The organism is SAR86 cluster bacterium (assembly GCA_023703535.1).
In the GTDB taxonomy this organism is placed as follows: domain Bacteria; phylum Pseudomonadota; class Gammaproteobacteria; order Magnimaribacterales; family TMED112; genus TMED112.
Genome location: CP097967.1, coordinates 554,849 through 579,877 on the forward strand (window position 1 = coordinate 554,849; position 25,029 = coordinate 579,877).

At 30.9% G+C, this 25,029-nt stretch carries 28 protein-coding genes and 2 tRNA genes; 6 read left to right on the plus strand and 24 right to left on the minus strand.

What is annotated here, in order from left to right; translation table 11 throughout:
- Genes trpD through M9B42_02995 form a run of 10 tightly spaced genes read right to left on the minus strand, consistent with a single transcriptional unit; the run spans nucleotide 1 to nucleotide 8,308 of the window.
- Nucleotides 1-1,008: an anthranilate phosphoribosyltransferase gene (gene trpD / locus M9B42_02950; GenBank protein ID URQ63749.1), complete on the minus strand. Its 1,008-nt coding sequence runs from the start codon at nucleotides 1,006-1,008 to the stop codon at nucleotides 1-3.
- Nucleotides 998-1,585 carry an aminodeoxychorismate/anthranilate synthase component II gene (locus M9B42_02955; protein ID URQ63750.1) on the minus strand — a complete coding sequence of 196 codons (588 nt, stop codon included), beginning with the start codon at nucleotides 1,583-1,585 and terminating at the stop codon, nucleotides 998-1,000. Before M9B42_02955 ends, trpD begins: the two co-directional genes overlap by 11 nt.
- On the minus strand, nucleotides 1,582-3,024 hold the full coding sequence (locus tag M9B42_02960; GenBank protein URQ63751.1) for a chorismate-binding protein: 1,443 nt from the start codon (nucleotides 3,022-3,024) through the stop codon (nucleotides 1,582-1,584). The genes M9B42_02955 and M9B42_02960 overlap by 4 nt, the downstream gene beginning before the upstream one ends.
- A complete protein-coding gene (gene trpA / locus M9B42_02965; GenBank protein ID URQ63752.1) occupies nucleotides 3,017-3,796 on the minus strand; it encodes a tryptophan synthase subunit alpha in 780 nt (259 codons plus the stop codon). The genes M9B42_02960 and trpA overlap by 8 nt, the downstream gene beginning before the upstream one ends.
- Complete coding sequence (gene trpB / locus M9B42_02970) at nucleotides 3,786-4,949, minus strand: tryptophan synthase subunit beta (GenBank protein URQ63753.1); 1,164 nt, start codon at nucleotides 4,947-4,949, stop codon at nucleotides 3,786-3,788. Before trpB ends, trpA begins: the two co-directional genes overlap by 11 nt.
- Complete coding sequence (locus M9B42_02975) at nucleotides 4,942-5,550, minus strand: phosphoribosylanthranilate isomerase (protein URQ63754.1); 609 nt, start codon at nucleotides 5,548-5,550, stop codon at nucleotides 4,942-4,944. The genes trpB and M9B42_02975 overlap by 8 nt, the downstream gene beginning before the upstream one ends.
- 7 nt (nucleotides 5,551-5,557) lie before the next feature.
- A complete protein-coding gene (locus M9B42_02980; GenBank protein URQ63755.1) occupies nucleotides 5,558-5,992 on the minus strand; it encodes a cupin in 435 nt (144 codons plus the stop codon).
- Nucleotides 5,993-6,037: 45 nt separating this feature from the next.
- On the minus strand, nucleotides 6,038-6,451 hold the full coding sequence (locus M9B42_02985) for a nuclear transport factor 2 family protein (protein ID URQ63756.1): 414 nt from the start codon (nucleotides 6,449-6,451) through the stop codon (nucleotides 6,038-6,040).
- Nucleotides 6,417-7,517: a dipeptidase gene (locus M9B42_02990; protein ID URQ63757.1), complete on the minus strand. Its 1,101-nt coding sequence runs from the start codon at nucleotides 7,515-7,517 to the stop codon at nucleotides 6,417-6,419. Before M9B42_02990 ends, M9B42_02985 begins: the two co-directional genes overlap by 35 nt.
- The gene (locus tag M9B42_02995; GenBank protein URQ63758.1) at nucleotides 7,514-8,308 is read right to left on the minus strand and encodes an SDR family NAD(P)-dependent oxidoreductase; all 795 of its coding nucleotides are present in this window, start codon (nucleotides 8,306-8,308) and stop codon (nucleotides 7,514-7,516) included. Before M9B42_02995 ends, M9B42_02990 begins: the two co-directional genes overlap by 4 nt.
- A gap of 480 nt (nucleotides 8,309-8,788) precedes the next feature.
- Between M9B42_02995 and pheA the strand changes: the two genes are divergently transcribed.
- A complete protein-coding gene (pheA, locus tag M9B42_03000; GenBank protein URQ63759.1) occupies nucleotides 8,789-9,604 on the plus strand; it encodes a prephenate dehydratase in 816 nt (271 codons plus the stop codon).
- Here the strand turns inward: pheA and M9B42_03005 are convergent.
- The 4 genes from M9B42_03005 to M9B42_03020 all read right to left on the minus strand — a co-directional run bounded on the left by M9B42_03005 (nucleotide 9,601) and on the right by M9B42_03020 (nucleotide 11,965).
- Nucleotides 9,601-10,563, minus strand: coding sequence for an alpha/beta hydrolase (locus M9B42_03005; protein URQ63760.1), 963 nt, complete (start codon nucleotides 10,561-10,563; stop codon nucleotides 9,601-9,603). The two genes, pheA and M9B42_03005, sit on opposite strands and share 4 nt — an antisense overlap.
- A gap of 71 nt (nucleotides 10,564-10,634) precedes the next feature.
- Nucleotides 10,635-10,970: a hypothetical protein gene (locus tag M9B42_03010; GenBank protein URQ63761.1), complete on the minus strand. Its 336-nt coding sequence runs from the start codon at nucleotides 10,968-10,970 to the stop codon at nucleotides 10,635-10,637.
- Nucleotides 10,967-11,452, minus strand: coding sequence for a sigma-70 family RNA polymerase sigma factor (locus M9B42_03015; GenBank protein ID URQ63762.1), 486 nt, complete (start codon nucleotides 11,450-11,452; stop codon nucleotides 10,967-10,969). Before M9B42_03015 ends, M9B42_03010 begins: the two co-directional genes overlap by 4 nt.
- The gene (locus M9B42_03020; protein URQ63763.1) at nucleotides 11,453-11,965 is read right to left on the minus strand and encodes a DUF6249 domain-containing protein; all 513 of its coding nucleotides are present in this window, start codon (nucleotides 11,963-11,965) and stop codon (nucleotides 11,453-11,455) included. It abuts the gene before it with no gap.
- 46 nt (nucleotides 11,966-12,011) lie between these two features.
- Between M9B42_03020 and M9B42_03025 the strand changes: the two genes are divergently transcribed.
- The gene (locus tag M9B42_03025; protein URQ63764.1) at nucleotides 12,012-12,812 is read left to right on the plus strand and encodes an NAD(P)H-hydrate dehydratase; all 801 of its coding nucleotides are present in this window, start codon (nucleotides 12,012-12,014) and stop codon (nucleotides 12,810-12,812) included.
- Here the strand turns inward: M9B42_03025 and M9B42_03030 are convergent.
- The 3 genes from M9B42_03030 to M9B42_03040 form a co-directional block, all read right to left on the minus strand.
- The gene (locus M9B42_03030; protein URQ63765.1) at nucleotides 12,806-13,684 is read right to left on the minus strand and encodes an FTR1 family protein; all 879 of its coding nucleotides are present in this window, start codon (nucleotides 13,682-13,684) and stop codon (nucleotides 12,806-12,808) included. The genes M9B42_03025 and M9B42_03030 overlap by 7 nt on opposite strands.
- Before the next feature lie 92 nt (nucleotides 13,685-13,776).
- Nucleotides 13,777-13,852 (minus strand) — tRNA-Glu (locus M9B42_03035).
- A gap of 40 nt (nucleotides 13,853-13,892) precedes the next feature.
- Nucleotides 13,893-14,633, minus strand: coding sequence for an RNA methyltransferase (locus tag M9B42_03040; protein URQ63766.1), 741 nt, complete (start codon nucleotides 14,631-14,633; stop codon nucleotides 13,893-13,895).
- A gap of 12 nt (nucleotides 14,634-14,645) precedes the next feature.
- Here M9B42_03040 and M9B42_03045 point away from each other — a divergent pair, with 12 nt between their 5' ends.
- The gene (locus M9B42_03045; GenBank protein URQ63767.1) at nucleotides 14,646-15,452 is read left to right on the plus strand and encodes an inositol monophosphatase; all 807 of its coding nucleotides are present in this window, start codon (nucleotides 14,646-14,648) and stop codon (nucleotides 15,450-15,452) included.
- Here the strand turns inward: M9B42_03045 and secF are convergent.
- Genes secF through queA form a run of 5 tightly spaced genes read right to left on the minus strand, consistent with a single transcriptional unit; the run spans nucleotide 15,437 to nucleotide 20,646 of the window.
- Nucleotides 15,437-16,348, minus strand: coding sequence for a protein translocase subunit SecF (secF, locus tag M9B42_03050; GenBank protein URQ63768.1), 912 nt, complete (start codon nucleotides 16,346-16,348; stop codon nucleotides 15,437-15,439). The two genes, M9B42_03045 and secF, sit on opposite strands and share 16 nt — an antisense overlap.
- Nucleotides 16,348-18,186, minus strand: a complete 1,839-nt coding sequence (gene secD / locus M9B42_03055; GenBank protein ID URQ63769.1) for a protein translocase subunit SecD — start codon at nucleotides 18,184-18,186, stop codon at nucleotides 16,348-16,350. The genes secF and secD overlap by 1 nt, the downstream gene beginning before the upstream one ends.
- A complete protein-coding gene (gene yajC, locus M9B42_03060) occupies nucleotides 18,183-18,485 on the minus strand; it encodes a preprotein translocase subunit YajC (GenBank protein ID URQ63770.1) in 303 nt (100 codons plus the stop codon). Before yajC ends, secD begins: the two co-directional genes overlap by 4 nt.
- A gap of 8 nt (nucleotides 18,486-18,493) precedes the next feature.
- Entirely contained in the window at nucleotides 18,494-19,612 is a 1,119-nt protein-coding gene (tgt, locus tag M9B42_03065) for a tRNA guanosine(34) transglycosylase Tgt (protein ID URQ63771.1), read from the minus strand.
- Nucleotides 19,594-20,646, minus strand: coding sequence for a tRNA preQ1(34) S-adenosylmethionine ribosyltransferase-isomerase QueA (queA, locus tag M9B42_03070; GenBank protein ID URQ63772.1), 1,053 nt, complete (start codon nucleotides 20,644-20,646; stop codon nucleotides 19,594-19,596). Before queA ends, tgt begins: the two co-directional genes overlap by 19 nt.
- 22 nt (nucleotides 20,647-20,668) lie before the next feature.
- On the opposite strand from queA, the gene M9B42_03075 reads away from it, so the two are divergent.
- Nucleotides 20,669-20,753, plus strand: a tRNA-Leu gene (locus M9B42_03075).
- A 147-nt stretch (nucleotides 20,754-20,900) separates the two neighbouring features.
- A complete protein-coding gene (locus M9B42_03080) occupies nucleotides 20,901-21,131 on the plus strand; it encodes a hypothetical protein (protein URQ63773.1) in 231 nt (76 codons plus the stop codon).
- Nucleotides 21,132-21,258: 127 nt separating this feature from the next.
- Here the strand turns inward: M9B42_03080 and M9B42_03085 are convergent, their stop codons facing one another.
- Entirely contained in the window at nucleotides 21,259-22,164 is a 906-nt protein-coding gene (locus tag M9B42_03085) for an RluA family pseudouridine synthase (protein URQ63774.1), read from the minus strand.
- Nucleotides 22,165-22,390: 226 nt separating this feature from the next.
- On the opposite strand from M9B42_03085, the gene M9B42_03090 reads away from it, so the two are divergent.
- Complete coding sequence (locus M9B42_03090) at nucleotides 22,391-24,241, plus strand: Rne/Rng family ribonuclease (protein URQ64788.1); 1,851 nt, start codon at nucleotides 22,391-22,393, stop codon at nucleotides 24,239-24,241.
- On the opposite strand, the gene nudC is transcribed toward M9B42_03090, so the two are convergent.
- The gene (gene nudC / locus M9B42_03095; GenBank protein ID URQ63775.1) at nucleotides 24,222-25,010 is read right to left on the minus strand and encodes an NAD(+) diphosphatase; all 789 of its coding nucleotides are present in this window, start codon (nucleotides 25,008-25,010) and stop codon (nucleotides 24,222-24,224) included. The genes M9B42_03090 and nudC overlap by 20 nt on opposite strands.
- Nucleotides 25,011-25,029 lie beyond the last annotated feature (19 nt).

A 25,029-nucleotide genomic window follows, 5' to 3' on the forward strand; every position in this document is an offset into this window, starting at 1 on the left:
TTATTGATTAGTGAACTTTGCGTATTTATTTAGAAGTAATAATGCTTTTCCTGAATGTAAAACATTAATCGCATTATTTATTCCATCTGAAAGATTATTATTGATTCCTAGCGTATATAAAGCTGCACCTGCATTTAATGCAACCATATTAAACCCACTTCCTCTTTTACCATTTAAGATATCAAGCCCATATACATAGGCTTCCTCAATTGTATTTACTTGAATGTCATTAAGAATAGCTAATTGCATATTAAATTCTTCAGGATCTAAGACAAATTGATTAATTTCATCGTTTTTTAACTCATGGACGTAAGTTTTACTGCATATAGATATTTCATCTACACCATCTTCAGCTGTAACTACCATAGCTCTTTCAAGCTTCCTTTTTTTTAAAATATTGATAATGTCTTCATTTAATTTTTTGTCTGATGTGCCGATTATCTGAAATTTTGGGTTACCTGGGTGTGCCAGAGGACCTGCTACATTAAAGGCAGTTCTTTTGTTTATTTGCTTTCTAGCGTTAGCCACATGTTTTAATGAACTATGGAAGCTAGGAGCAAACAAAAAGGCAAAATTGAAAATTTCAAATGCTTCTTTAGCAAGTTCTATGGAGTGATCTAAATTAATGCCTGCTCTTTGAAGAAAATCTGCACTACCTGATTTACTCGTTACAGATTTATTTCCATGCTTTAAAACCTTCCCACCAGCGGTTGCTACAACTAAAGCACTTAATGTGGAGCAATTAAAAATATTTAACCCAGAACCACCTGTTCCACAAGTATCAATATAATCGTTTGTTCCAATTTCTAATGGACTTGATTTATCTTTAAGTGTAGATGTTAAGGGTTCTAGGATTTTCTGATTGATTCCGTATTCACTCATTTCATTTAATGATTCAATTATTTCATCATCATCACAATCTCCACTTAATAAGTGATGAAAGTAGAATTTTAACTCATCGAAGTTATCTGCCTGTGCGTCTAAAAGAGTCTTAAATTTACTGCTCATTCACTATCTCTAAAAAGTTAGCGATTATCTTATTTCCCTGCTCAGAAAAAATTGATTCTGGATGGAACTGAACGCCAAACAAATTATATTTATTGTGTTTTATTGCCATTATTATCTCTTCACTATTTTCCTGAACTGAAGCAATAATTTCAAAATCTTTGTGCAAAGTGGAGCTATCTATAATAAGGCTATGATAACGCATCACATGATATGGCACTTTTAATCCCTTAAATATGGTTTGCTTATTATGAGAGATCATTGATGTTTTTCCATGCATGATATTTTTTGCTCTAATAATTTTTGAATTGAATGAGTAGCCTATACATTGATGTCCTAAACAAATACCTAAAATTGGTTTTACTTTATAAAAATATTTAATTAAATCGTTGCATATTCCTGCATTAGATGGATTTGATGGACCTGGACCTAAAACAAATGCATCATAATTACTTAGAACCAACTCATCAACTGAAATTTGATCATTTCTGATGACCTCAACATGTACATCATGTGTTTTTAGTAAATGTTCAACGTTATAAGTAAAAGAATCGTAATTATCAATTAAACAGACTTTCATTCGTATTTTAATGCCTCCAAGAAAACATTTAATTTAGCAACTGTTTCATTCCATTCATTTTGTGGTTCTGAGTCAAAAACAATTCCAGCCCCTACCCCTACTTTAACTTCATCTTTCTTATGTAGTGCTGTTCTTATGATTATTGCAGTATCCAGAGATTTGTTATATCCGATGTAACCTACACAACCGCCATAAATTCCTCTAGCTCTATTTTCTAGTTCAGATATTATTTCCATGGCCCTTATTTTTGGTGCACCACTCAGTGTCCCTGCAGGAAGAGCTGCTTTAAGACAATCGATTGGAGTGGCACTTTCTTTAATTTGCCCTATTACGTTTGATGTCATATGCATAACGTGCGAATACTTTTCAACAATCATCATCTCATCAACAGATACAGTAGAAGGATTTGAAACTTTTGAAACGTCATTTCTTGCTAGATCAACTAACATCATATGCTCAGCTTTTTCTTTATCATCACCAATTAAATCAATTTTATTTTGCAAATCTTCTGATTCATCAATTCCTCTTTTACGCGTACCAGCTATAGGTCTTATAGTTACCTTATCTTGAAAGTTTTGAACAAGTATTTCAGGTGAGGATCCAATTAAATTTAAATCGCCAAAGTTCATATAAAACATATAAGGTGAGGGATTAATTAATCTCAAAGCTCTATATAAAGTAAATGGGTTAAAATTTCCTTTAAACGATACTTCTCTTGATAAAACAGCTTGCATAATTTCACCATCATTAATAAGTGATTTAATGTTTTTTACGTAAGATTTAAAAGTTTTTTCATCGGGATTAGTTGTGCTTACTAATTCTTTATCAACTCTATTAATATTTTGTGATATTGATGGTTGAAGGCTATAAATCGCACTTTTGATTTCTTTAATCCTGCGCTTAGCACTTTGATAACCATCATCAGTTTTTTGTTCTGTTGTTACTATTATGTAAAAGGTGCCTTTGAAGTTATCAAAAACAATTATTTCATTGCATTGGCAAATTGATATAAAGGGTATATCAGGAGAATGAAGATTTAATTTAGGCTCAATAAAATTAAATGATTCATAAGAAAAGTAACCAATTAAACCACCTAAAAAATTGGGCAGCCCCTTAATAGTTGGTGCATTGAATTCATTGATTAAATTGTCTAGATATTTGAATGGATCAGGGACCCTCCTTTTTTCTGTTTTTTCTTTTGAAATGATTTCAACTTCATTATTAAAAAAGTTATATCTCTTTAAACTTTGCAGAGACATTATAGAATAGCGTCCTTTAACTTCATGAGATTTAGCAGATTCAAATAAAAATGTATTTTTTAAATTAAAATAATTTGAAAATACATATAAAGGACTTATCAAATCAGCAACAAATTCTTCATATACTGGAATTTGTGTATATCCATCAGAGACATATTTATCAAACTCTTCTTTATTCATTTTTTAATTCATCAATTAGGGGCTTTATTGAACTGCTAATTTCTCTAAGAGGATCTGAAGATAAAAATTTTTCTATTAAAAAGCTACCGACAACAATACCGTCAGTATATTCTTTAAATCTTCTAACTTGTTCTGGCTTTCTTATACCAAATCCGGTGATCATTGGGGTATCAGTAATTGTTCTTATATTTTTTAACTTTAGTATTACCTCACTGAAATCTATATTATTAAGTCCTGTAACACCTCTTTGAGTAATGTAATAAATTAATGAGGGATCATTTTTAATAGACTCACTTATTGTTTTATTTTTAGATGTTGGAGCAATAAGCTGAATAAACTCTAAATTATTTTTTTTATAGCATTCGAGGATCTCTTTTTCCTGATAAGGCAGATCAACAACCAATATTCCATCAAAATTTGCTAATGCAAGATTTTTAGAGAAATCTTCTGGAGAGGGATTTATAAATGAGTTTGTATAACCCATTGCAATGATGGGAGTATTAGATTTATCTTTAAATTTTCTGGTAATCTTAAAAAGATCATCATAATTAAAGCCATTCTCTAGCGATTTATGGTGGGCATATTCTATAGTTTTTCCTTCAGCAATAGGATCGGAGAATGGAATTCCAATTTCAATCATATCTGAACCTAAATCATCAAGCAGATAAAGCGCTTCTTCAAATACTTTATTGTTAGGATATCCAGCAACTAGATATGGTATAAACCCAGTCTTATTATTTTTTTGAAAGTTTTTAAATACATCAACTATCATTGTTCATCACCGAATATAAATCTTTATCTCCACGACCTGACATGTTTACTACAACGTTTAACGTTTTTCCTAAATCTTTTATTTTTTCCAAATAAGCAAGAGAGTGAGCTGTTTCAAGTGCAGGTATAATACCCTCTAATCTTGATACCTTATAAAAAGCTTCTAAGGCTTCTTTGTCGTAAATTTTTACATATTCAGCCCTCTTTATATCTGCTAAATAAGCATGTTCTGGTCCAACTCCCGGATAATCTAAACCAGCAGAGATAGAAGTTGTTTCTTTAATTTCACCTGTTGATGATTGAAGTATTTTTGTTTTTGCTCCATGCAATACTCCAATAGAACCATCCGTTATTGATGCACTGCCTATTTCTTTATTATTTTTTCCACCAGCTTCAACTCCAACTAAACGTACCTCTTTATTTTCTATAAACGGATAAAAAACACCCATTGCATTTGACCCACCTCCAACACATGCAATAATCATATCCGGAAGCTTATTTATTTTTTTTATGAATTGATTTTTAAGCTCAACACCTGCTATTGAATTAAAGTCTCGAACTATAGTTGGATATGGATGAGGTCCAGTTACACTTCCGATAATATAATGAGTTGAATCAACATTAGTAACCCAATCTCTTATAGATTCATTTAGAGCATCTTTTAATGTGGCTGTACCAGATGACACAGGGATAACTTCTGCACCTAAGGTTTTTATTTTAAAAACATTTAATTCTTGTCTCTCTATATCTGTTTCGCCCATATAGATGACACAATCTAAATTTAACTTTGCACAAATAGTTGCTGTTGCAACCCCGTGCTGTCCGGCGCCAGTCTCAGCAATAATTCTTTGTTTACCTAATTTTTTTGCCAATAATGCTTGTCCAACTGTGTTATTTATTTTGTGTGCTCCAGTATGGTTAAGGTCTTCTCTTTTAAACCAAACTTTTGGACCACCCAAATTATTTGTTAAAGTTTCAGCAAAATATAATGGAGACGGCCTTCCTACATAATCTGCATATATATTTTTTAGATCCTCTTTAAAGGATCTATCATCTTTAATTTCCCTATACAAATTCTCTAATTCTTCTAATGCAAAGGAGAGGGTTTCAGGTATGAATGTTCCTCCGTATTTTCCAAAGTAACTGTTATCCATTTTTAATAAAATCTCCTAATTCTTTTAATAATTCATGATTTTTTATGCCCGGTGAATCTTCGAGTTTTGAATTTAAATCAACGCCCCAACAACCCATTTTTTTTAGAGCATTAAGATCTTTAATTTCTATACCGCCTGCTATCATACAATTATCAAGTTTTATGTTGGCTAAATCGTTCCAATTAAATTTGATGCCGGAACCACCAAGACCATGATCAAAATTATCGAGTAAGTATTTATCTTTATTACCAATAAATAAATTGTTATCTATGTTTTGTTTCAGTTTTGTTGCAGAAGTAGGCAGAAAGTAATTTAGATTAAATTTTTCAATTTGATTAGATGAATCATGTACCTTATAGATTTGATAAAAAGGTAAATCAAGATTCTTTAATTTATGATGAATAGTTTTTAAATCGCTAATTTCACAGAGAGGGACTGCTTTTTTTTGAATATTATATTTATTAATAATGTTTACTGCCCAATTAATATCTGTGTATCTAGGAGAGCTTTTAATGAAATTGAACCCAATAAAATCTACACCAGCCAATAATAATTCTGCAATATCTTCTTCTCGGGTAATCCCGCAAACTTTAATTTTCATAGTGATATTATTTGGATTGCGGGTCTTTATCTATATCAGGCGAACGGCCACGCCAACCAGCTTTATCAAAAATTCTTAGGTAAACAAGCTGATCGTGATCACTTTCATTTATTACTTTAACGTAATCACCTTCTTCAGCTAAAATCACATCACCAGCAGCTAAAGCATATTCATCTTTATGCATTATGCCATGTGAAGGATCATGACCATGACCCTCTTCAGTATTTGTATATTCAACAATTTCCATTGTTCCGCGGCCAGAAATAACGACATAAACAACTTCACTTTCTAAAAGTCTATGGCCATATGTACTTCTGCAAGGGTCAACAACAGTTTTACTTGCAATAAGTTTAGACAGCAGGTCGTTAGTCCAGACTGTATAGTCTTCATCTTTCCTTTCAGGAACTCCGCCCACTCGAAAATTTACATATTTCTTAGCCATAATCGTGTTTAATTCTATATTTTTTAATTGACTTTTTAAAGGTATCTATCGCCAGAGTTCAACTCTGCCTAAATTTTTTTCCATTTCTTTTTGCAACACATCTAATGCACCAGTTGTTCTTACTAAAACTTTCATCTCAGTGAATTTATTGTCTGAGTTCCATTCAAACATATCTACTCCATTCACTTCTCTTCCTTCCATAGTGCATTTAAATTCAAGACATGCACTATTTTCATTAATTATTTCTTTTTCATAATGAAAATCATCTGCATGTAGAAATGTTTCAGAGGCGGCAATTAAATAAATAAAGCCCATATGTTTGTCTTTAGGTTTAAAAACTACAGGAGAATAGAATTGAAAATCATCTGCAAGCAAATCATAAAGAATATTCAAATCTTTCTTTTCTAATGATTGGTGCCATCTATTAATCGGATGTGTTTTTTCTTGCGTAATTTTCAACTTCTCTCCAGACTCTTAGCGTGTTTCCACCTAAAATCTTTTGTATATCTGATTGAGAGTACCCTCTCTTTAAAAATTCTTCAATCAGATTTGGATAACTAGAGGCATCTTTTAAACCAATTGGCAATGTATCACCCACTCCATCAAAATCTGAACCTATTCCTACATGATCAATGCCGACAAGGCTTATTGCTCTATCGAAGTGGTCTACAGTCTGACTTACTGTTGCGAAGTTATATTCACCTTCGTTTTGTTCAGCATAATTTATAAATTTTGAACCAAAATTTATTTGCAGTACACCACCATTATCTGCTAGCGCTATTAACATTTCATCAGAGACATTTCTTTCCCAACCAGGTGTGAAATATCTTAATGATGAATGGCTTGCAATAACAGGTGCTTTTGAAATATCTAAAACTTGCATAAATGCCTCATCTGAAACGTGGGATATATCTACGATCATTCCAATATTATTCATCTCACTGACTAATTTTTTTCCAAAGGCACTTAAACCACCCCATTGTCTATTTTCATCATAAGAAGAATCAGATATGTGATTGCTTTTAGAATGAGTTAATGTGATATACCTTATACCTTTATCAAAAAAATATTTAACTCTTTCTAAATTACCTTCAATTGGTGCTCCGTTTTCCATTCCAAGAGCTATCCCTATGAGATTTTGCCCTGGTAAGTTGGCGAGATAAACGGAGTTATTAAGCAAAAAAAAATGTTCAGAATTGTTATCAACAATTGTTGTTACCATATCAATCAATTCATTAGCAAGATGAAAGCTTGAACCGTCAACTTGTGTTTGAGCTGGTAGATAAATTGAAAAAAAAGATACATTTAGACCACCTTCCAATGCTTTTATATAATCAAAATCAAAAGAAGTAATTTGCGATATATCTTCATAAGAACCCTTTTCTTGTAGTTGATTATATAGTCTATAGGGGGTATCAATATGTGTATCAATTATTAGTTGATTATTAGCTATAAACTTAGGATCTTGATTACTTGTACATGAGGATAGAAATAAAAAAATAAGAAAATACTTCCAAAGTCTCATGTTTTAAATCTTCCACCTGCAAGTTTATTTCCAAGAAACCGTACAAGCCAAAGAGGTGTAAATTTAAATAGAATTACTATCAATTTGTAAATGACTCCTGGTATAACTACAGATTTTTTATTTAGGATTCCGTTAACACCGGCTTCAGCAACATCCTTTGCGGACATTTTCATAAATGCTGGCACTTTATCCATTCTGTCTTGCGTACCACTCTGTTGATGAAACTCAGTAATTGTAAAACCAGGACATAAAGCAGATGCGAAAATATTATGTTTAGCCTGAGATGAATTTATTGAATCAACAAATCTATTCATAAAGGTTTTTACCGGGCCATATAGTACTGCAAATTCGCCCGAAGGAGGTGCAAATGCCGCAACTGATGAAACAACCATTATGTTACCTCCACCTCTTTTCCGAAAATGAGATAAAAATAATTTTGTTTGCATAATGACTGAGATCCCTAAAACACGAAGGCAATCTTCTTCATCCTCAATTGAAACTTCTTCAAGATTTTTATTGTGCTGATATCCAGCATTCAATACTAATGTATCAATATCTAATGAATTCTTATCAGCAAAATCATAAATTTCCTTTGGGCTATTTTTATCCTTAAGGTCGGAAACTAAATGCCTTACATTGATATTGAATTCATCTGATATTTGTTTAGATATGTCTATTAGTCTTTTTTCTCTCCTAGCAATAAGAAATAAGTTATACCCTCGCGAAGCATAACTATAGGCAATTTCTTTTCCAATACCTGCAGTTGCTCCAGTAATTAGTACATATTTCATTTAGATATAATAAACAATCTGATGTGTAAAAAAAATATTGAACAATAAACAATCAACATGATTATTTTTTATACAACTTTTATTTATTGCAAAAAAAAAATAAAAAAAAATGAATTTTTTTTGGTCTCTGAAATTCACTAAAATTGAGCATTCCAGGAACTAAGAAAAAAAACATATATTTTTTTTCATAATACTCTTGCATTACTATCACTGTAGTTATAAATTGGAACTTACCTAGAGATAACTAGATAGGAAAAGGAACTGCAGAACCTAGAACTAGAAAGTTACTCAGGAAGAGACCAGAAGGGTGAAAGTTTAAGGTAGCTCAGTCGACAATAGAGTAAACTTAACCACCGAGAGTAAAAGAGATCTTACTCAAGGATGCAGAAGGTAATCTCACTTTTGACACCCACTGTTCTCGATAAGAAAAACTGAGCTTGCTCAGTTTTTTTTACGTCTAAAAAACCTTACAATCCTGAAATGAAGATTTTCTACTTGGGTCCAGAAGGAACAAATTCTGATTTGGCATCAAAAAATATTTTTGACAAGTCTAATGAATTTATTCCCCTTCCATCTATTGAGGATATTTTTGAAAAAGTTGCATTAAGTCATAGCTATTACGGAGTAATTCCATTTGAAAATTCATATCAAGGTGTTATCAATTCATCATTAAACTGTTTGATTGACTATGATTTAAAAATCTCAAAAGAGTTTATCTTCAAGGTTGCACATAATTTTTGTTCAAAGAATAAAAACCTTGTAACAAACAAAGTAAAAAAAATAGCATCTCATCCACAAGTATTTGGACAATGTTCAACTTGGATAAGAGAACATTATCCTGAAGCAGAAAAAATTATTACTACAAGTACAGCAGAAGCAGCTAAATTAGCACAAAATGATAGAAATATTTATTGCATTGCAAATTTATATGCTGCAGGTCTATTTGGTTTAGTTAATCATACTAGTGATATTCAGGACACTAAAAATAACAGGACAAGGTTTCTGGTAATAAGTAAATCGCTTGAAAAAAAGGGTCAAAATAACAAAACATCAGTAATGATAAATTTAAAGGATCAGCCTGGTTCTTTAATGAAAATACTGAAACCTTTTTCAGATTTAAAAATAAATATGACCAGAATTGAAACAAGACCATCAAGAAATAATATTTATTTACATACTTTTTTTATAGATTTCGAAGGTTTTTATGAAGATGAAAAAATTACTAAACTTATTGAAATCCTTGAAGACCTTTCAGAAGAACTAAGAATTATTGGCTCTTATGAGTCGTTGAATTAGTAGTTATTATTTTTTAGATGTTCAACTAATGATTGACTTATTTCTTTTATAACTGGTTCATCTATTAAATGATACATTTCTTCAACAGGCAAAAATATGCTATTTGGAATCAGATCTGCAGTCTTTTTACCCTCTTCAAAAGGTATAAGTGGATCTAATTTGCCATGAATAACTAAAGTTGGAATATTGATATTTTTGACCTCATTATATCTATCCTTATCAGCCAAGATAGCAATAAGCTGTCTTGAGAAACCTGTATCATTAGGGCTTCTATTTATATTACTAACTGCCTCTTTTCTAAATTCACCTTCATTAAATGAAGGATCATTTTTAGATGCCAGAATCTTATAAATTTTCAAAGACCTGTTTACCCTTTCATCCATTGATAAATTTTTAAAAGATCTTGTTTCAATTAGTGATCTTAATTCGCCTTTAGGAGCAGTTTTTGCATCTGGAGCTTTAGCCATTGAAGAAATGAGCACATAGGAAATAAATTTATCTTCGTTTGTCGAAACCATTCTTTGTGAAATCATACCTCCCATTGATTGAGCTATGAGATGAGATTTATCTATATCGAGGTGATCTAATACAGCCATGCCATCATCTGCCATATCTGATAATGAATAGACCGATTTAATAGGAAGTCTTAGATAGAACTTTACATAATTCCAAATAAAATTTGGTTTCCCAAACTTTTCAAAACTTGTCGATAAGCCTATGTCTCTATTGTCGTAAACAATAGGTCTAAAGCCATTATCTATTAGTAGATTTATTAAACTTTTGGGCCAAAAGGTTAATTGTCCTCCTAAGCCTTGAACTAAAAGTACTGCTGGGGCATCTTTAGGTCCATAGTCTACATAAAAAATATTTACATCTTTATTTTTTGCATAACCTTCTTCAGGAGCAGAAAATATCTCTAAAATGATAAAAAATAAAAGAAATATCTTAAATGTTTTCATTAGCTTAATCTTCTGATTTATTATTCAATCCTTTATTTCTGAAGTATCCATACTTAAATGTTTTCATTAGCTTAATCTTCTGATTTATTATTCAATCCTTTATTTCTGAAGTATCCATAGAAAAAAAGCATCAATAGAAAGGTAAAAATCTGATTAAAAAATTCATTTATAAATAATATAGGCGTTGAAAAAAGCATTCCAAATGTTTCAATCATTGCTATTAAAGAATCATAATTTAATGAAATATAAAAAATCACTATTAAGAAAAAAACAATATCTATAAAAGTAAATTTAATATTTGGATTATTTTTTGAAAGCACAATCACGTATTTACTAAATATTTTAGGATTTCTTAATTTGTAATCATTCTCTTTTTCTTTCAAAAATGTCTTTTTTATTTTGTTCATTTTAATTTATCTAAAGCCCTCTTAGTTATAGATTTAATGGTATTAATATTTAATTTCAAGGTTGATGCAATTTCTTCATTTTTTTGATCATATACATATTTTAAAGTCAGTATAACTCTCTCATTTACGTTAAGATTTTTTATTATTTTATAAAAATCATTTGATGTATTACTTTCCTCAACTGCAATATCATTTACCTCATCAAGTATATACTTACTCTCTTTTTTTATTTCTGATTTAAAACAATTAACTGCAATGGAAATTAGCCAGTTTTTAAAATTTTTTTTCTGATCATAAGAATTTAGGTATTTTAAAGCTCGTAAAAAACTTAATTGTGTTAAATCTTCTGAAAAATCTACATTACCAGATGTTAATCTCATCATTATCGAGAAAATGTAATTGTTATAGCGTGTAATTAACGGTTCAAAATATTCATTGCCATCTGAAAGAGTTTTCTTAACAATATCTAGATCTGAATGCATCTAAGCATTATCAACTTGATTGAATTTTTTGTAATAAGTAACAGAGGCAAAAGTTCCTAAACCAATAAAAAATAATAGGATTCCAACTCCAGATAATGCATTTAGTATTTGAGAAAATATAAACCAACCTAAGAAAAATAATCCAATACCTACTCCCATAGAGACAAATCCAAGTCCTGGAGAATCATCTTTTTTTCTATATCCAGGAAGGTTCTTAAGAATATTTTCGTCAATTTCTTTTCCACTTTTTAAAGAAATTTGGAGAGTCTCATGCAATAATTTTGCCTTTTTAGTTTCAAAATAGTGAACAATTAAAACTATCCAAATTGGCAAGCCAAATAAAATTACAACAAACAACAACCCTGTAAGATTATCTAAGAACCAGTTACCACCTGAGCTTGCAGGTACAGAAATTAGAGATGCAGTAGATTCACTATCTAGACTATCGTTGACACTAATAAAGAATCTTAAAAAGCTGTCAATGTATTCTGTTATTAACTGTATTAATTCCATATTTTTTTCCTACTCTCTTATACTTTATAAATAACAATAAAGTTGCATGAATAAGTTTTTTAATTATACAGATGTAAAAGAATTAATACCAAAAAAACCACTTACAGCAAATAAGTATGATTTTGGAAATATTTTGCTTATTGGTGGTGAGCCAGGATTTGAAGGAGCAATTATGTTATCAGCAGAATCAGCTTTAAAATCAGGCGCTGGAATTATAAACATCTTTAGCCTAAGCGGTAACGTTCAAAATATTCTTGAAAAAAGACCTGAATATATGGTTTTATCGAAAGTTGATGATTTAAAAAAGTTTTTAGAAAAGAAAATAACTATTATTGCTGGCCCAGGTACAACCAATTACTCCAGACTCAATGAAATTTTGGAAATTATTTATAATGATGAAACTAATCTTATTCTAGATGCAGCTTGTATTGAGATTGTTAAATCAAAAAAGTTTAGTAGTTTGCCAATAATTACCCCACATGAGGGAGAGGCAGCAAAACTGCTAGGAATTAATGTAGATGAAATTTCAAATAAACGTGAATATTATGCACAGAAAATCAGCGATAAATTTAGTGTTATTACTGTTTTAAAAGGCTACGAAACTATTATTACGGATGGTAATAAAATTTATATCTGTAAAGATGGCGATTCTTCATTAGCCTTTGCTGGATCAGGGGATATTTTGGCAGGATTAATTGGAAGCTTTTTAGCACAAGGTGCTAAAAGAATTGATAGTTGTTTATTAGGTGTATCTCTCCATGCCTACACAGCGACAAATTCAAAACTGAAAAGAGGATTAACAGCTAATGAGCTTATAGATTTAATAAGAAAAAATTTAAATCAGTAATAAAACCTTCGCCAAAGGTTTAGACCATATACCAATGACATAATCCACATAACTAACTCTATGTAGTTTGGATTTGAGTTATAACCAAAAAAACCTTTAAGAAAAACGCCTATGCTTCCACTGTCATGGAGCACATGAGTGTATAGTTTTTTCTTTTCATCATATGAGTAGAAAGAGGATGAGTCGCCCTCCTCTAGTTGAGTTTTTGGTTTTAAAATATCCCATGGTCTGGATATATTGTCTTTATTTAATTGATTTGATTTAACAAGATAAGATTCAACTTCGTGTGTGCCATATGCAACCATGCCTGAAGCAAGAAAAACTAATAACAAAGTTGTGCCTTGAAAAAATCTTTTTAAGTTAATTCTTTTACCTTGTACAACAACTAAATATCCAAGCAAAATTGCTAGAGCTGCACCAACAATAAATCCTACATAAGAGAATGATTCTGTAATAGAAAAGCTCGAAATCAAAAATACAACTGTTTCGAAACCCTCTCTTAAAATAGCAAAGAAAGTAACAAAAAAGACACCCCATGACGAAATTTTTACTGCAGTCATAGTTTGACCTTCTAGAACTTTACGATCGCTTACATGTTTAGAAAGCCAAAAGACAACATACCAGATTAAGCCCGCTGTGATATACATAAAAATAGCTTCAAATAATGCCATTGAGGAATTGTTGCCTAATGCATCTTTTAAAGATATAACTACATATGCGACGCCCAGACTAGCTACAATCGAAGCTGCAACACCTAACCATAATTTTTGTATAGCGTCTCTTAAATTAGATTTTGCAAGGATTGTATATATGATTCCAACAATTAAGGAAGCCTCTAAACACTCTCTAAAAACTATTATGAATTCGTTCATCTACAAATATTCTAATGAGAATGATTCTCATTAACAACTCTAAATCCTAAATTAAATACAAAAAAGTGTCCAAAAGAAAAATGCCTTTAAAATGGCATCCCCAAGGGGATTCGAACCCCTGTTGCCGGGATGAAAACCCGGTGTCCTAGGCCTCTAGACGATGGGGACACATTCGTAATTATATTAGCAAAAATAAGTTTTTAAAGTCTTATTTTTTCTTATGAATTTTCTTTTCAATTCCACCCAAAAATCCTCTTAAAAAATTTACTTCCATTTCATCTAACCCTAACCTTCGAAATAATCTCTTTATTCTTGATTCAATCTGTCTAGGATTGCCCTTGTTAAAAACTTCCAGGTCTTCAGAAATAGATAAAAAATGATCTATTAGATTGGTAACATGTTCATGCTTTGCAATAGGAACATCCCAATAATCATTCTTACTAACTTTTTTAGGTTTATGATAATCAAGAAATAGCTTATAACAGACAATTTGTACTGACATAGCTAGATTTAATACTGGATATTTTTTATCAGTTTCTATAGTCATGTGAATATTACTTTTTTGTAATTCATCATTTGTTAGTCCCCTATCCTCTCTTCCAAATAAAATAGAAATTTTTTTATTTTTCTTTATTTCACTGATTAATGTTGGAGATAAATCGCTTAAAGGGTCTGTTGGCCATGGGACTTTTCTTTGTCTTGATGATGTTGCAACAACTACCTCAGACCCTTTTAACGCTTCATCAAGTGAGTTAAAAATTTTTATTTTATCAATCAAATCAGCAGCATTTGCCGATAAAGCTTTAACTTCTTCAAAATTAATTTTTTTTGGGTTTATTAAACATAAGTTACTGAAACCCATATTTTTCATAGCTCTTAAGGTAGACCCAATATTTCCTGAACTTGTTGTTTCTATGAGAATTATTTTGACTTGATTACTTAAACTCATAATATAGTTGTTATGTCATTACCTCCAATTTTAAATCGAGCACTAAAGGCTGCATATGATGGTGCAAATGAAATAATACACTTTAGTAAAAGGATTGATAATGTAAAAGTCATAAACAAAGGAATAAATGACATAACAACGAATATTGAACCATTTATTGAAGAAAAAGTTTTTGAATCATTAAGAAAATATTATCCTGAATTTAATTTCTTTGGTGAAGAATCAGGTACAGATGGAATAGAAAAATCTGATTCATACTGGCTTTTAGATCCTTTAGACGGGACTAGAAATTTTATTCATCAATATCCACATTATTCTCTTTCCCTTGCATGCGTTTGTGAAGGAAAAGTGGTCTGTGCCGTAATTATTGATCCAGTAAGAAATGAAGTTTTTTGTGCAGGTAAAGATACTGGAGCCTTACTTAATAATAGAAGAATTAGAGCAAGTAAAAAGGAAGGCTTAAGCAATGCATTACTTTCTAATTCAAGCCATTTCAACAAAAAGCATAGTTACAAGTACGAATTGCTTAAAACTTTTGGAGAGCTTAATAAATATAATATATCTATTAGAAAATCAGGTTGTGTATCTTTAGACTTAGTATACGTTGCAGCAGGACGATTAGACGGCTTCTGGGGAAATGGTCTTGAAAAATGGGACCGTTTTGGTGGTTTATTTATTGGTCAAGCAGCTGGATGTTTGACTACAAGCTTTGATGGTGTTCCTGATAACTTTGATTCAGACCATATAATAATATCTACACCAAAATGTTTTAAAGATCTCTCCAAATGTGTTGTAACTGGATTTCAATCCATTGAATAGGACTCTTCAGGTTCATTTGAAGTCTTTTCCATGTCTTTTTTAGTTAAATTTGTAAGAAGAAGGATTTTTACTACTATAAAAATAGACGAATAAGAACCGACTACAACCCCCATAGCAAGCGCAAGACTAAAGTTTTTTAAAGCCTCTCCTCCAGCAATTAAAAGTGCAACTAAAACAAGAAGTGTTGTAAAAGAGGTAACTATTGTTCTCAAAAATACTTGATTCAAAGATAGGTTTATAAGTGTGTCACTACTACCATGTTTATTTTTATCAACAAAGTTTTCTCTTATTCTGTCGGATACAACTATCGAGTCATTCAAAGAGTACCCTACTACAGCTAATAATGCTGCAAGCACTGATAAATCAAAGACTAAGTTGAATATTGAGAATATTCCCAAAATGATCAACACATCATGCACCAGAGCAGCTATTGCACCATATCCAAATTTTATTTGAAATCTAAATATTACATAAACAAGAATAACTAATATTGCAACAAGAATTGCTATGCCACCTTTATCTCTAAGCTCCTCTCCTATCTGGGGAAATATTGTTTCACTTTTTGTTACTTCGCCAAGATAATTATCATTTTTAAGCTGTTCTACAACAGTTTGAGCATTAATATTTAGATCTTCATCACTTTGAAATTTAATCAAAACATTGTCATCACTGCCAAAATTAAGAACAACAAAATTTGAGTTCTCAATTTTAGAAATGCTTGAACGTATTCTTTCAAGATCAGCTTTTTGTTCATACTTAATTTCGAGGGACACTCCACCAGTAAAATCTAATCCAAGCGTAAGACCCTTAAATAGCATTGAAAGTACTGAGATTAAAATAAGAACCGAGGATATAATCATTCCTAAGTTATTAAATTTTGTAAAAGGAATATTCATTAGATATTTAATCTCTCCACTTTACGATAACCGTACATAATATTAACTATCCCTCTAGTAACTAAGATTGCAGTAAAGATTGATGTCACTATTCCAATGCTTAAAGTTATAGCGAATCCTTTTATTGGTCCTGTCCCTATAGCATAAAGAATAAGGGCTACTAATAAGGTAGTAATATTTGCATCCATAATTGTTCCAAATGCTTTTGAAAATCCATTTTTTATTGCCAACTGAACTTCACTATTTGAGCGTATTTCTTCCGATATTCTTGCAAAGATTAAAACATTTGCATCAACTGCCATGCCTACAGTAAGTACAATTCCAGCTATTCCAGGCAGCGTCAAAGTTGCTCCAATTAGCGACATTACCGCAGTAATTAATACTAAATTAAAAATTAATGCAAAATTGGCAGCTATTCCAAATAACCTATATCTAATCAGCATAAAGATAAAAACAAGAATAAATCCAATAATTACTGAATTAAGTCCTTTTGTTATATTTTCTTGACCTAGTGTGGGTCCAATTGTTTGTTCTTCTACAAATTTCATTGGAGCAGCTAGTGCCCCTGCTCGTAAAAGTAAGGCTAAATCACTCGCCTCATATGAATTAGATAATCCAGTAATTCTAAAACTAGTGCCTAAAACATCTTGTATAGTCGCATTACTAATTATTGATTTTTCTACATATGATTCTTGCAATACCTCATTGTTTTCATCAAAAAAGGTTTTTGTTTTTTCTTCTATTAATAAAACTCCTAACCTTCTTCCTATGTTATCTTTTGTTGCTTCTTGCATGGCCCTGCCACCAGAGATGTCTAAAGATATGTTTACTTGGGGCCTGCCGTTTTCATCAAAACTGCTTTGAGCATTGGTAACACTATCACCAGATAAAATTATTTTCTTTTCAAGAAAAGCTGAACTCGAGGGCTGATTTTTATAAAAGAATTTATCTTTTCTCAGAAAAGATGCATTAGATTTTGCTTCTAATCTAAATTCTAAATTAGCAGTCTTTCCAATTATTTTCTTAGCAGAAGCAGAATCTTGCACTCCTGGAAGTTCTACTACTATTCTGCTTTTTCCCTCTCTCTGAACTATAGGTTCTGAGACACCAAGCTCATTAACCCTATTTCTCAATGCTACTAAGTTCTGATCTACTGCATAATCGACTATCTCAGCTAAATAGTTTGATGTGTACCTTAGATTGATAGAATTTCCGTTTTGAATTAAATCATATTTTGAGCCGCTAACTGAAAAATTATTTTGATCTAAATAATTTTTAGCTTCAGTTACGTCATTTGCACTGGTGAAATTAAGCCTTATTTCGTCGCTGGAGCTTTTATAGTTTGAATTTATTCCTCTTTTTGAGAATTCTTCAAGAAGACTTGCTCCTTCTGACGAAAGCCTCTCTGTTGAGTATCTCTCTGTATCAACCTCCAGAAGAAAATGAACACCTCCTGCTAAATCTAACCCTAAGTTTAGGGGCTTACCACCCAGATCTTTTAACCAATTTGGAGTGGTTGCAACAGAATTTAAGGCAATTATAAATTCTCCTTTGGAGTAGTCTGCAATCAGCCTTCTTGCAGTAAGCTGATCATTAACAGATTGGAGAGTTATTTGTAATGCATTGTCTATATTTTCAATCTTATCTACAAAGACATTATTTTTTTTTAGTAATTTTTCAATTTCTTCTTTAATAGATGTGTCGAAAAATATTGAAGAGTTGCTAGATGCTACTTGTAAGGCAGGATTAGTAGGGAAAAAATTTGGTAGGGAAAAAATTATCCCAACAACTAACACAGTTGAGATTAAAAAATTTTGCCAAATTTTAAAACGATTCACTGTGTCTCAATATTATTAATAGTACCTTTGGGGAGCAAAGAAGAAATAAACTCTTTTTGCATATTAATTGTTACATTATCTCCCAGTTTTATTAACACATATCTATCTTTTACATTTTCAATTTTTCCTACAATTCCAGAAGAAGTCATTACTTCATCGCCTTTCTTTAGTGCTGCGACTAATGCATCATGCTCTTTTTTTCTCTTTTGTTGCGGTCTAATTGTCATGAAATAAACAAATAAAAAAAAGAACAATAACATTAAAAATGGAAAGAATGTTGGTGCTGTTGCTTCGTTCATTAGTTATCCTATAGTTTTGGCTTCTTTAAGCTCCTCATATCGTAAAAGGAATCAAGAAATTCTTCAAATTTATTTTCTTCTAAAGACTTTCTTATATCAGACATTAATTTATGAAAGTAAGATAAATTATGTATGCTCATCAAAGTACTAGCTAATATTTCATTGCACTTATCTAAATGATGGAGGTAAGCACGAGAAAAATTTCTATTTGTATAACTGTCACAATTTTCATCTATAGGTTTAGTAGAGTTTTTATGTTCAGAATTTCTTATTTTTAAAATTCCTTTACTTGTATATAAAAATCCATTTCTTGCATTTCTAGTTGGCATTACACAATCAAACATATCTATTCCATATCTAACACCCTCTACAATCTCCTCTGGTGTACCAACACCCATTACATAATGAGGTTTATCAATTTGAAGATGTGGAGCAAGAAATTTAAGAACTTTTGTCTTTTCTTCTTTAGTCTCTCCCACGCTTAAACCTCCAAGTGCAATTCCATCAAGTTTCATACTATTCATAAATTCAAGTGACTTTAACCTTAATTCATTATGCATTCCGCCCTGCACTATGCCGAAAAGCAAATGTCCATTTTTATTTTTATTGAAATAGTCAACAGATCTTTTTGTCCATCTATGAGTTAGATTCATAGATTCTTCCGCTTCATCAAGTGAACTTGGGTAATTGGTACATTCATCAAAAGCCATAACAATATCAGAATTTAAAATAAGCTGAGTATTTATTGAGTCTTCAGGAGACATAAATATTTTTGAACCATCAAGGGGTGATTTAAATTCAACTCCCTCTTCTGAAATTTTTCTTAGCTCCTTCAAACTCCATATCTGAAATCCACCAGAATCAGTCAAGATTGATTTATTCCAGCCCATAAATTTATGCAATCCGTTGAATTTCTTGATTGTTTCTAATCCTGGTCGTTGAAATAGATGAAATGCATTACCTAGAATTATTTCAAATCCAATTTCATGTAACTGATCTGGAGTTAAACCTTTTACAGTCCCATAAGTTCCTACAGGCATAAATACAGGTGTTTGTATTTTCGATGTTTTGGTTATTAGGGTGCCTCTACGTGCATACCCTGATGAAGTTAATAATTCAAAGGACATCTTTCTATTATCATCGCATCTCCATAACTGAAAAAGCGTAAATTATTTTTAATAGCAAATTCATATGCTGAAAATATAAGCTCCTTTCCAGCAAATGCACAAACCAACATCAATAGACTTGATTGTGGTAAATGAAAATTAGTTAGCAATGCATTAGCTACATTAAATTTAAACCCCTCTTTAATAAAAATAGTAGTTGTCTGTTTTCCAGGTGAAACTGAATTTGTTTCATTATTCCAGGATGATTCTAATGCTCTAAGAGTTGTGGTTCCTATAGCTATGATTCTTTTTTTTTCTTTGAGTTGAGAATTAATTTTTTTTGCTGATTCGTTGGATATAAAAAAGTTTTCCTCATGTAATGTGGATGAATCATTAATTGCATCATTAGACAGAGGTTTAAATGTGCCTAGTCCTACAGCTAAATTAATCTTACAAGTAGAAAACTCGTTTGTGATCTTTTCATATAAATCATTATCAAAATGTAAAGATGCTGTTGGCGCAGCTGCAGATTCTTTAAATACATCATTTGCAAATACACTTTGATATCGAAGGTTATCAAATTCATCATCATCTCTCTTCAAATATGGTGGGATAGGAACCTTTCCATATATTGAACATAGATGTTCAACGTTTTGACTAAACTTTATTAATACCAATCCTTCTTTTTCTTTAACAATACTTATTTTCAAAGGGAAGGTGTCTGTTTTAAGAACTTGTGATTTTTTTTTAAGGTTTAATCCTTTGGTTAAACATTCTGCTTCAAACTTAGAAAGAATTCTATTAATAAAAATTTCTGTTTGCCCTCCACTTTCTTTTTGCAACCTTAATCTTGCTTTAAATACTTTTGTTTCATTGAAAACTATTAGATCATCTTTCTTTAAAAAATTTGAAATTGAAGAAAAATTTTCAATTGAGAAGTTTTGATCTTTGCATAAGAGCAGTTTTGAATCTGTTCTATTTTTAGGAGGATATCTAGCAATTAACTTTTCTGGAATTTCATAATCATAATCACTTTTATAGATGTCTTGATTCACAGGATGTATGATAGCAATTTATGGGGATGTGGTGGAATTGGTAGACACGTGCGACTCAAACTCGCATGCTGAAAAGCGTAACGGTTCAAGTCCGTTCATCCCTACCATAACTTAAAGGTTTTATGGATGAAGGTTTAATAATTATATTGATAACACTTTTTGGCGGTGGCTATATATTGATAACTAAAAAGAAAAAGAATAAATAACATTTACATAAACTGATGTAAGATAAAATTTTTAAGATGTAATGGCTTATGAAAAAGAAAGTATCTGAAAAAGCAAAAGCGAATTTTATAATTTTAAATACTGCCATTGCTTCTGGCGCGTCGTTAAAGAAAACATTCAAAAAATTAAATCTTGAAATGCCTATTAAATCAAACGTATCTTTTATGGTTAGAAATGGCAAATTTATTCCAAATAATAATTTTTTGGAGCCGGATTATGATTGCCCATCTTTGGATGAATTTAAAAAGAAAAGAAAATAATTTTCATTCTTTTATGCTATTATTCAAATTTATGCGGATACCATTATTAGTAATTTCGAGCTGCGTCTTTTTTTTAATGGTTGTTTCAATCGATGTAGTAAGAGGGAACGCTGCTTACTCAGATAAATTAGCTATTAGTAAGCTTGTTTAAACCAAATTCATAATTTTCTTTTGCAATCACCTTAACTTTTCTACCGTCATCAACAAAGTTAATCTCCTTTGCATGCAACATCATTCTTGATTTAGTTTCCTGGTATTTACTAAGTTTATATTTATTATCTCCAACTATTGGGTGTCCAGCACTACTACAATGAAGTCGAATTTGATGTGTTCTTCCAGTAATTGGAAGTGCAATAATATGTGAAAATAAATCATTGCATTTAATAAACTTAAATTTTGTATGTGATGTTTTTCCAGCTTCACTTTCAACCGAGAATCTTTGATTATTTAATTTTCTTACCTCTATATTCGATTCAATTTTTGTTTTACTTTTTGGCCATTGTCCATGAACGATACATTCATAGACTTTTTTTACTTGTTTATTTCTGAATTGTGCATGCACATCTCTTAATGATGACATTTTCTTTGCAATAATTAGGCATCCACTTGTAAATTTGTCAATACGATGGGCTAGCTTGTAATCATCTGAATATTTATAAATTTTTTTTATCAATTCTATAACTCCAAAATTTAAGCCAGAACCACCATGCACTGCAAAATTAGGGGGTTTATTGATAACAATAAAATTTTTAGAATCATAAATAATAGAATTTTCTATGAGTTCTAAATGTCGAGATATATTTGGAGATTCATTGACGCTTTTCTTCTCAACAAAAGCAGGACATGAAATTTTATCTTTTTCACACAATTTATAATCTGGTTTTGATTTTTTACCATTTACCTTGATCTTTGCCTTTCTAATTGAGCTATATATTTTTGATTTAGGTACTTTTTTGTATTTAGAAAAAATAAAATTATCTAATCTTCTTCCAGAGTTATCTTGATCAATAATTAAAAATTCAATTTTTATCATTATGCTGTAGAATATGTTCTAGCTTACTACCAGAAATAAGAAATATACAAAGTAAGCAGAAAGAAATTAATTATATATATGATAAGAACAATAAAAATTAGATTAAAAAGTTTATATAAAATGAATAATTCTACAAAACTTCAGATTTAAAAAAGTTCTTATCTCTTATTAAGATACAAATTCCATCAATGGTAAAAGAAGTGCTTTAGTTGATGGTGAAAAGTTAATAGATTTTGACTTAGAATTCGGTGGCACTTCCTTTCAAAAAGGGAGCATTCACAAAGGAAAAATAACTAAAATTGAGGCAAGCCTTGAAGCAATTTTCGTTGAAATGGGCTCTTCAAGACATGGATTTTTACCTTTCAAAGAGCTTAATGCTGATTATTTTGACCAATCTAAAACTGGTGCAGATAGATTTAAAATCAAAGAAGGCGATGATATTGTTGTTCAGATTGAAAAGGAAGAGAGAGCAAATAAAGGCGCTGCTTTATCAACCTACATATCATTAGCTAGCAGATATGTTGTACTGATGGTGAATCATCCTTCAGGTGGAGGTATCTCTAGACGAATCCATGGCGATGAAAGAGAAAAGGTAAAAGAGCTAATGGATTCGCTAAAAGTTCCTGAAAATATGAGTGTCATAATCAGAACTGCTGGAATTGATAAAGAAAAAGAACAATTGAACTGGGATTTGGAGTATCTAAAAAAACTTTGGGTCGAAGTAAGTGCTGCAATAAATGATGCTAAAACTAATCAACTTATTTATGCCGATCAAAGCTTAATACAAAAAACTATAAGGGATTACTTCAAAGCAGATATAGGTGAACTTGTTGTTGATAATGAAGACGACTTTGAATCAGCAAAGGTATATGCTCAAAAAATTGTTCCAGATTTTGTAGATAAAATTAAGTTGTATCAAGATAACATTCCTCTGTTTGCAAGCTATGGAATAGAGTCAAAAATTGAATCTGCTTTTTCTAGAGAAGTTAAACTTCCATCTGGGGGATCGTTAGTAATCGATTCCGGTGAGGCTTTAACATCCATTGATATAAACTCTGCTAAATCTACAAAAGGTGGAGATATTGAGGAAACAGCCCTTAAGACAAATCTTGAATCTGCACATGAAATTGGAAAACAAGTTAAATTACGTGATCTCGGTGGTTTAATTGTTATTGATTTTATAGATATGGATGATGAGAAAAATAATGAAAAGGTAGAAAGAGCGATGTATGAGTCCACAAAGCAAGACCATGCAAGGGTACAGTTAGATAAAATATCAAGATTTGGTCTAATGGAAATGTCCCGACAAAGAATTAAACCCGCATTGAATGACTTGATGGGAAAAACTATATGGGTAAGGTCTGTTGTTTCGATATGTGAATCAATTTTTAGACTTTTAACAGAGAAAGCAATAAATAATAAATCCAGTGCACTTCTCCTAAAAGTATCTCCTAATATCGCAAATGAACTTTTAAACAGATACAGAAATAACTTAAATCAGATCGAGGCTAAATTTGAAATTAAAATTCTTGTATTTATCGATCCGTATAAACAAAATGATAACTACACAATTGAAGTTAAGAAAAATGCTTATTTTGATTACGAATCTGAACTTAACGAATCATCAAAAGCTTTCCAAAATAGAAGTAGCTACAATATTAAGGTTCCAAAAAGACAGGCTAAAGCTTTAGTAGAGGATGTTGAATTCAGCAATATGCCTAGTTCTGAAAGTGACAAAAAAGGCTTCATAGACTCTTTATTTAGTTTTTTCAAATCTGATGAAGAGGCGAATCAAAAAAAGCCTGTGAAAAAATTTTCTCCCGATAGAAATAGAAATAAAGGAAGAAAACCTAATAAATTTAGAAAACCTAGGCCAACAAAATTTAAAAATGATAGAAAGGTTGAAAGAAAACCTAAACCAATTAGTAAAAAACCTATTGATGGAAATAAGAAACCAGTAAAGGTTGAAAAAAAGCCAATTCCTGACGATAACATTGGTAATGTAAAAGAGGTTAAGCAAACTAAAAAAAGGCCTGTTGTTAGAGCTAAAAATGACCCTAGATCAGGGAATCGATAACATGCTGTATCAATTTATTTGATAAAGAAGGGGGCGGTGGGATTTTTGGCAAATCCTTTTTATGAAACCATCTACCCTCTTCTATCTCTTCATCATCAAGAGTGAGTTCTTCTTCATTAGTCTCCGCGGTAAAAGCCATCATTAATTGATTTGGAAATGGCCATGGTTGACTCTCAAAATATTTAACATTTGTCACTTTGATACCTACTTCTTCAAAAACTTCACGTCTTACACATTCTTCTAGAGTTTCTCCATACTCAACAAATCCTGCAATTACTGTGAAGAAAAATGAGTGTCTATAGTGCTTTACTAATAACATTTTATCTTTATTGGTTACTGCTACTAAAATGCAAGGTGACATTTTGGGGTAATAACTAAATTTATTTTTTTTACTACTTTTAGCTAAATCTTCTTTTATTTGCTCAAGTTCATCTCCATGCTCTGGGCAATAAAGAAATTTATAAATCCAATCATTAATTTGTACTGCTCTAGAAAAATATGAGAATTCTTCATAATTCAAATGCATGAGCACTTCTCTTCTTTTAAGTAAATTTTCACTTAATGTATCTATGCCTTTTTCTAGATAAATAGAATCTTTACCATTGTTATAGATCTCAAAAAAGGAATTATTTTTTGTATCTTGAGGATCATTTAGTATTGAACCTGTTTCTTTATTAATTAATATTTTATTTTCTTCTGTGATAAAAATAACTTTATCAGTTACTTTTGGTCTTGATAAAGATGAAAAACAAGGTATATAAATAGACATATTCTGTATAATGTAACTT

What these genes read in the sequence shown, in the direction of transcription:
- M9B42_03040 (URQ63766.1), bottom strand. Translation starts at nt 14,633, where the DNA reads ATGAGTTTAAGTAATCAAGTCAAAATAATTCTCATAGAAACAACAAGT.
- M9B42_03005 (URQ63760.1), bottom strand. Translation starts at nt 10,563, where the DNA reads ATGAAAACATTTAAGATATTTCTTTTATTTTTTATCATTTTAGAGATA.
- M9B42_03010 (URQ63761.1), bottom strand. Translation starts at nt 10,970, where the DNA reads ATGAACAAAATAAAAAAGACATTTTTGAAAGAAAAAGAGAATGATTAC.
- M9B42_02980 (URQ63755.1), bottom strand. Translation starts at nt 5,992, where the DNA reads ATGGCTAAGAAATATGTAAATTTTCGAGTGGGCGGAGTTCCTGAAAGG.
- M9B42_02955 (URQ63750.1), bottom strand. Translation starts at nt 1,585, where the DNA reads ATGAAAGTCTGTTTAATTGATAATTACGATTCTTTTACTTATAACGTT.
- M9B42_02995 (URQ63758.1), bottom strand. Translation starts at nt 8,308, where the DNA reads ATGAAATATGTACTAATTACTGGAGCAACTGCAGGTATTGGAAAAGAA.
- nudC (URQ63775.1), bottom strand. Translation starts at nt 25,010, where the DNA reads ATGTCTATTTATATACCTTGTTTTTCATCTTTATCAAGACCAAAAGTA.
- trpB (URQ63753.1), bottom strand. Translation starts at nt 4,949, where the DNA reads ATGGATAACAGTTACTTTGGAAAATACGGAGGAACATTCATACCTGAA.
- trpA (URQ63752.1), bottom strand. Translation starts at nt 3,796, where the DNA reads ATGATAGTTGATGTATTTAAAAACTTTCAAAAAAATAATAAGACTGGG.
- secF (URQ63768.1), bottom strand. Translation starts at nt 16,348, where the DNA reads ATGAATATTCCTTTTACAAAATTTAATAACTTAGGAATGATTATATCC.
- M9B42_02990 (URQ63757.1), bottom strand. Translation starts at nt 7,517, where the DNA reads ATGAGACTTTGGAAGTATTTTCTTATTTTTTTATTTCTATCCTCATGT.
- tgt (URQ63771.1), bottom strand. Translation starts at nt 19,612, where the DNA reads ATGTCCTTTGAATTATTAACTTCATCAGGGTATGCACGTAGAGGCACC.
- M9B42_03015 (URQ63762.1), bottom strand. Translation starts at nt 11,452, where the DNA reads ATGCATTCAGATCTAGATATTGTTAAGAAAACTCTTTCAGATGGCAAT.
- M9B42_03045 (URQ63767.1), top strand. Translation starts at nt 14,646, where the DNA reads ATGTCATTACCTCCAATTTTAAATCGAGCACTAAAGGCTGCATATGAT.
- M9B42_03025 (URQ63764.1), top strand. Translation starts at nt 12,012, where the DNA reads ATGAATAAGTTTTTTAATTATACAGATGTAAAAGAATTAATACCAAAA.
- M9B42_03020 (URQ63763.1), bottom strand. Translation starts at nt 11,965, where the DNA reads ATGGAATTAATACAGTTAATAACAGAATACATTGACAGCTTTTTAAGA.
- M9B42_02960 (URQ63751.1), bottom strand. Translation starts at nt 3,024, where the DNA reads ATGAATAAAGAAGAGTTTGATAAATATGTCTCTGATGGATATACACAA.
- yajC (URQ63770.1), bottom strand. Translation starts at nt 18,485, where the DNA reads ATGAACGAAGCAACAGCACCAACATTCTTTCCATTTTTAATGTTATTG.
- M9B42_03030 (URQ63765.1), bottom strand. Translation starts at nt 13,684, where the DNA reads ATGAACGAATTCATAATAGTTTTTAGAGAGTGTTTAGAGGCTTCCTTA.
- trpD (URQ63749.1), bottom strand. Translation starts at nt 1,008, where the DNA reads ATGAGCAGTAAATTTAAGACTCTTTTAGACGCACAGGCAGATAACTTC.
- M9B42_03080 (URQ63773.1), top strand. Translation starts at nt 20,901, where the DNA reads ATGAAAAAGAAAGTATCTGAAAAAGCAAAAGCGAATTTTATAATTTTA.
- M9B42_02975 (URQ63754.1), bottom strand. Translation starts at nt 5,550, where the DNA reads ATGAAAATTAAAGTTTGCGGGATTACCCGAGAAGAAGATATTGCAGAA.
- M9B42_03085 (URQ63774.1), bottom strand. Translation starts at nt 22,164, where the DNA reads ATGATAAAAATTGAATTTTTAATTATTGATCAAGATAACTCTGGAAGA.
- pheA (URQ63759.1), top strand. Translation starts at nt 8,789, where the DNA reads ATGAAGATTTTCTACTTGGGTCCAGAAGGAACAAATTCTGATTTGGCA.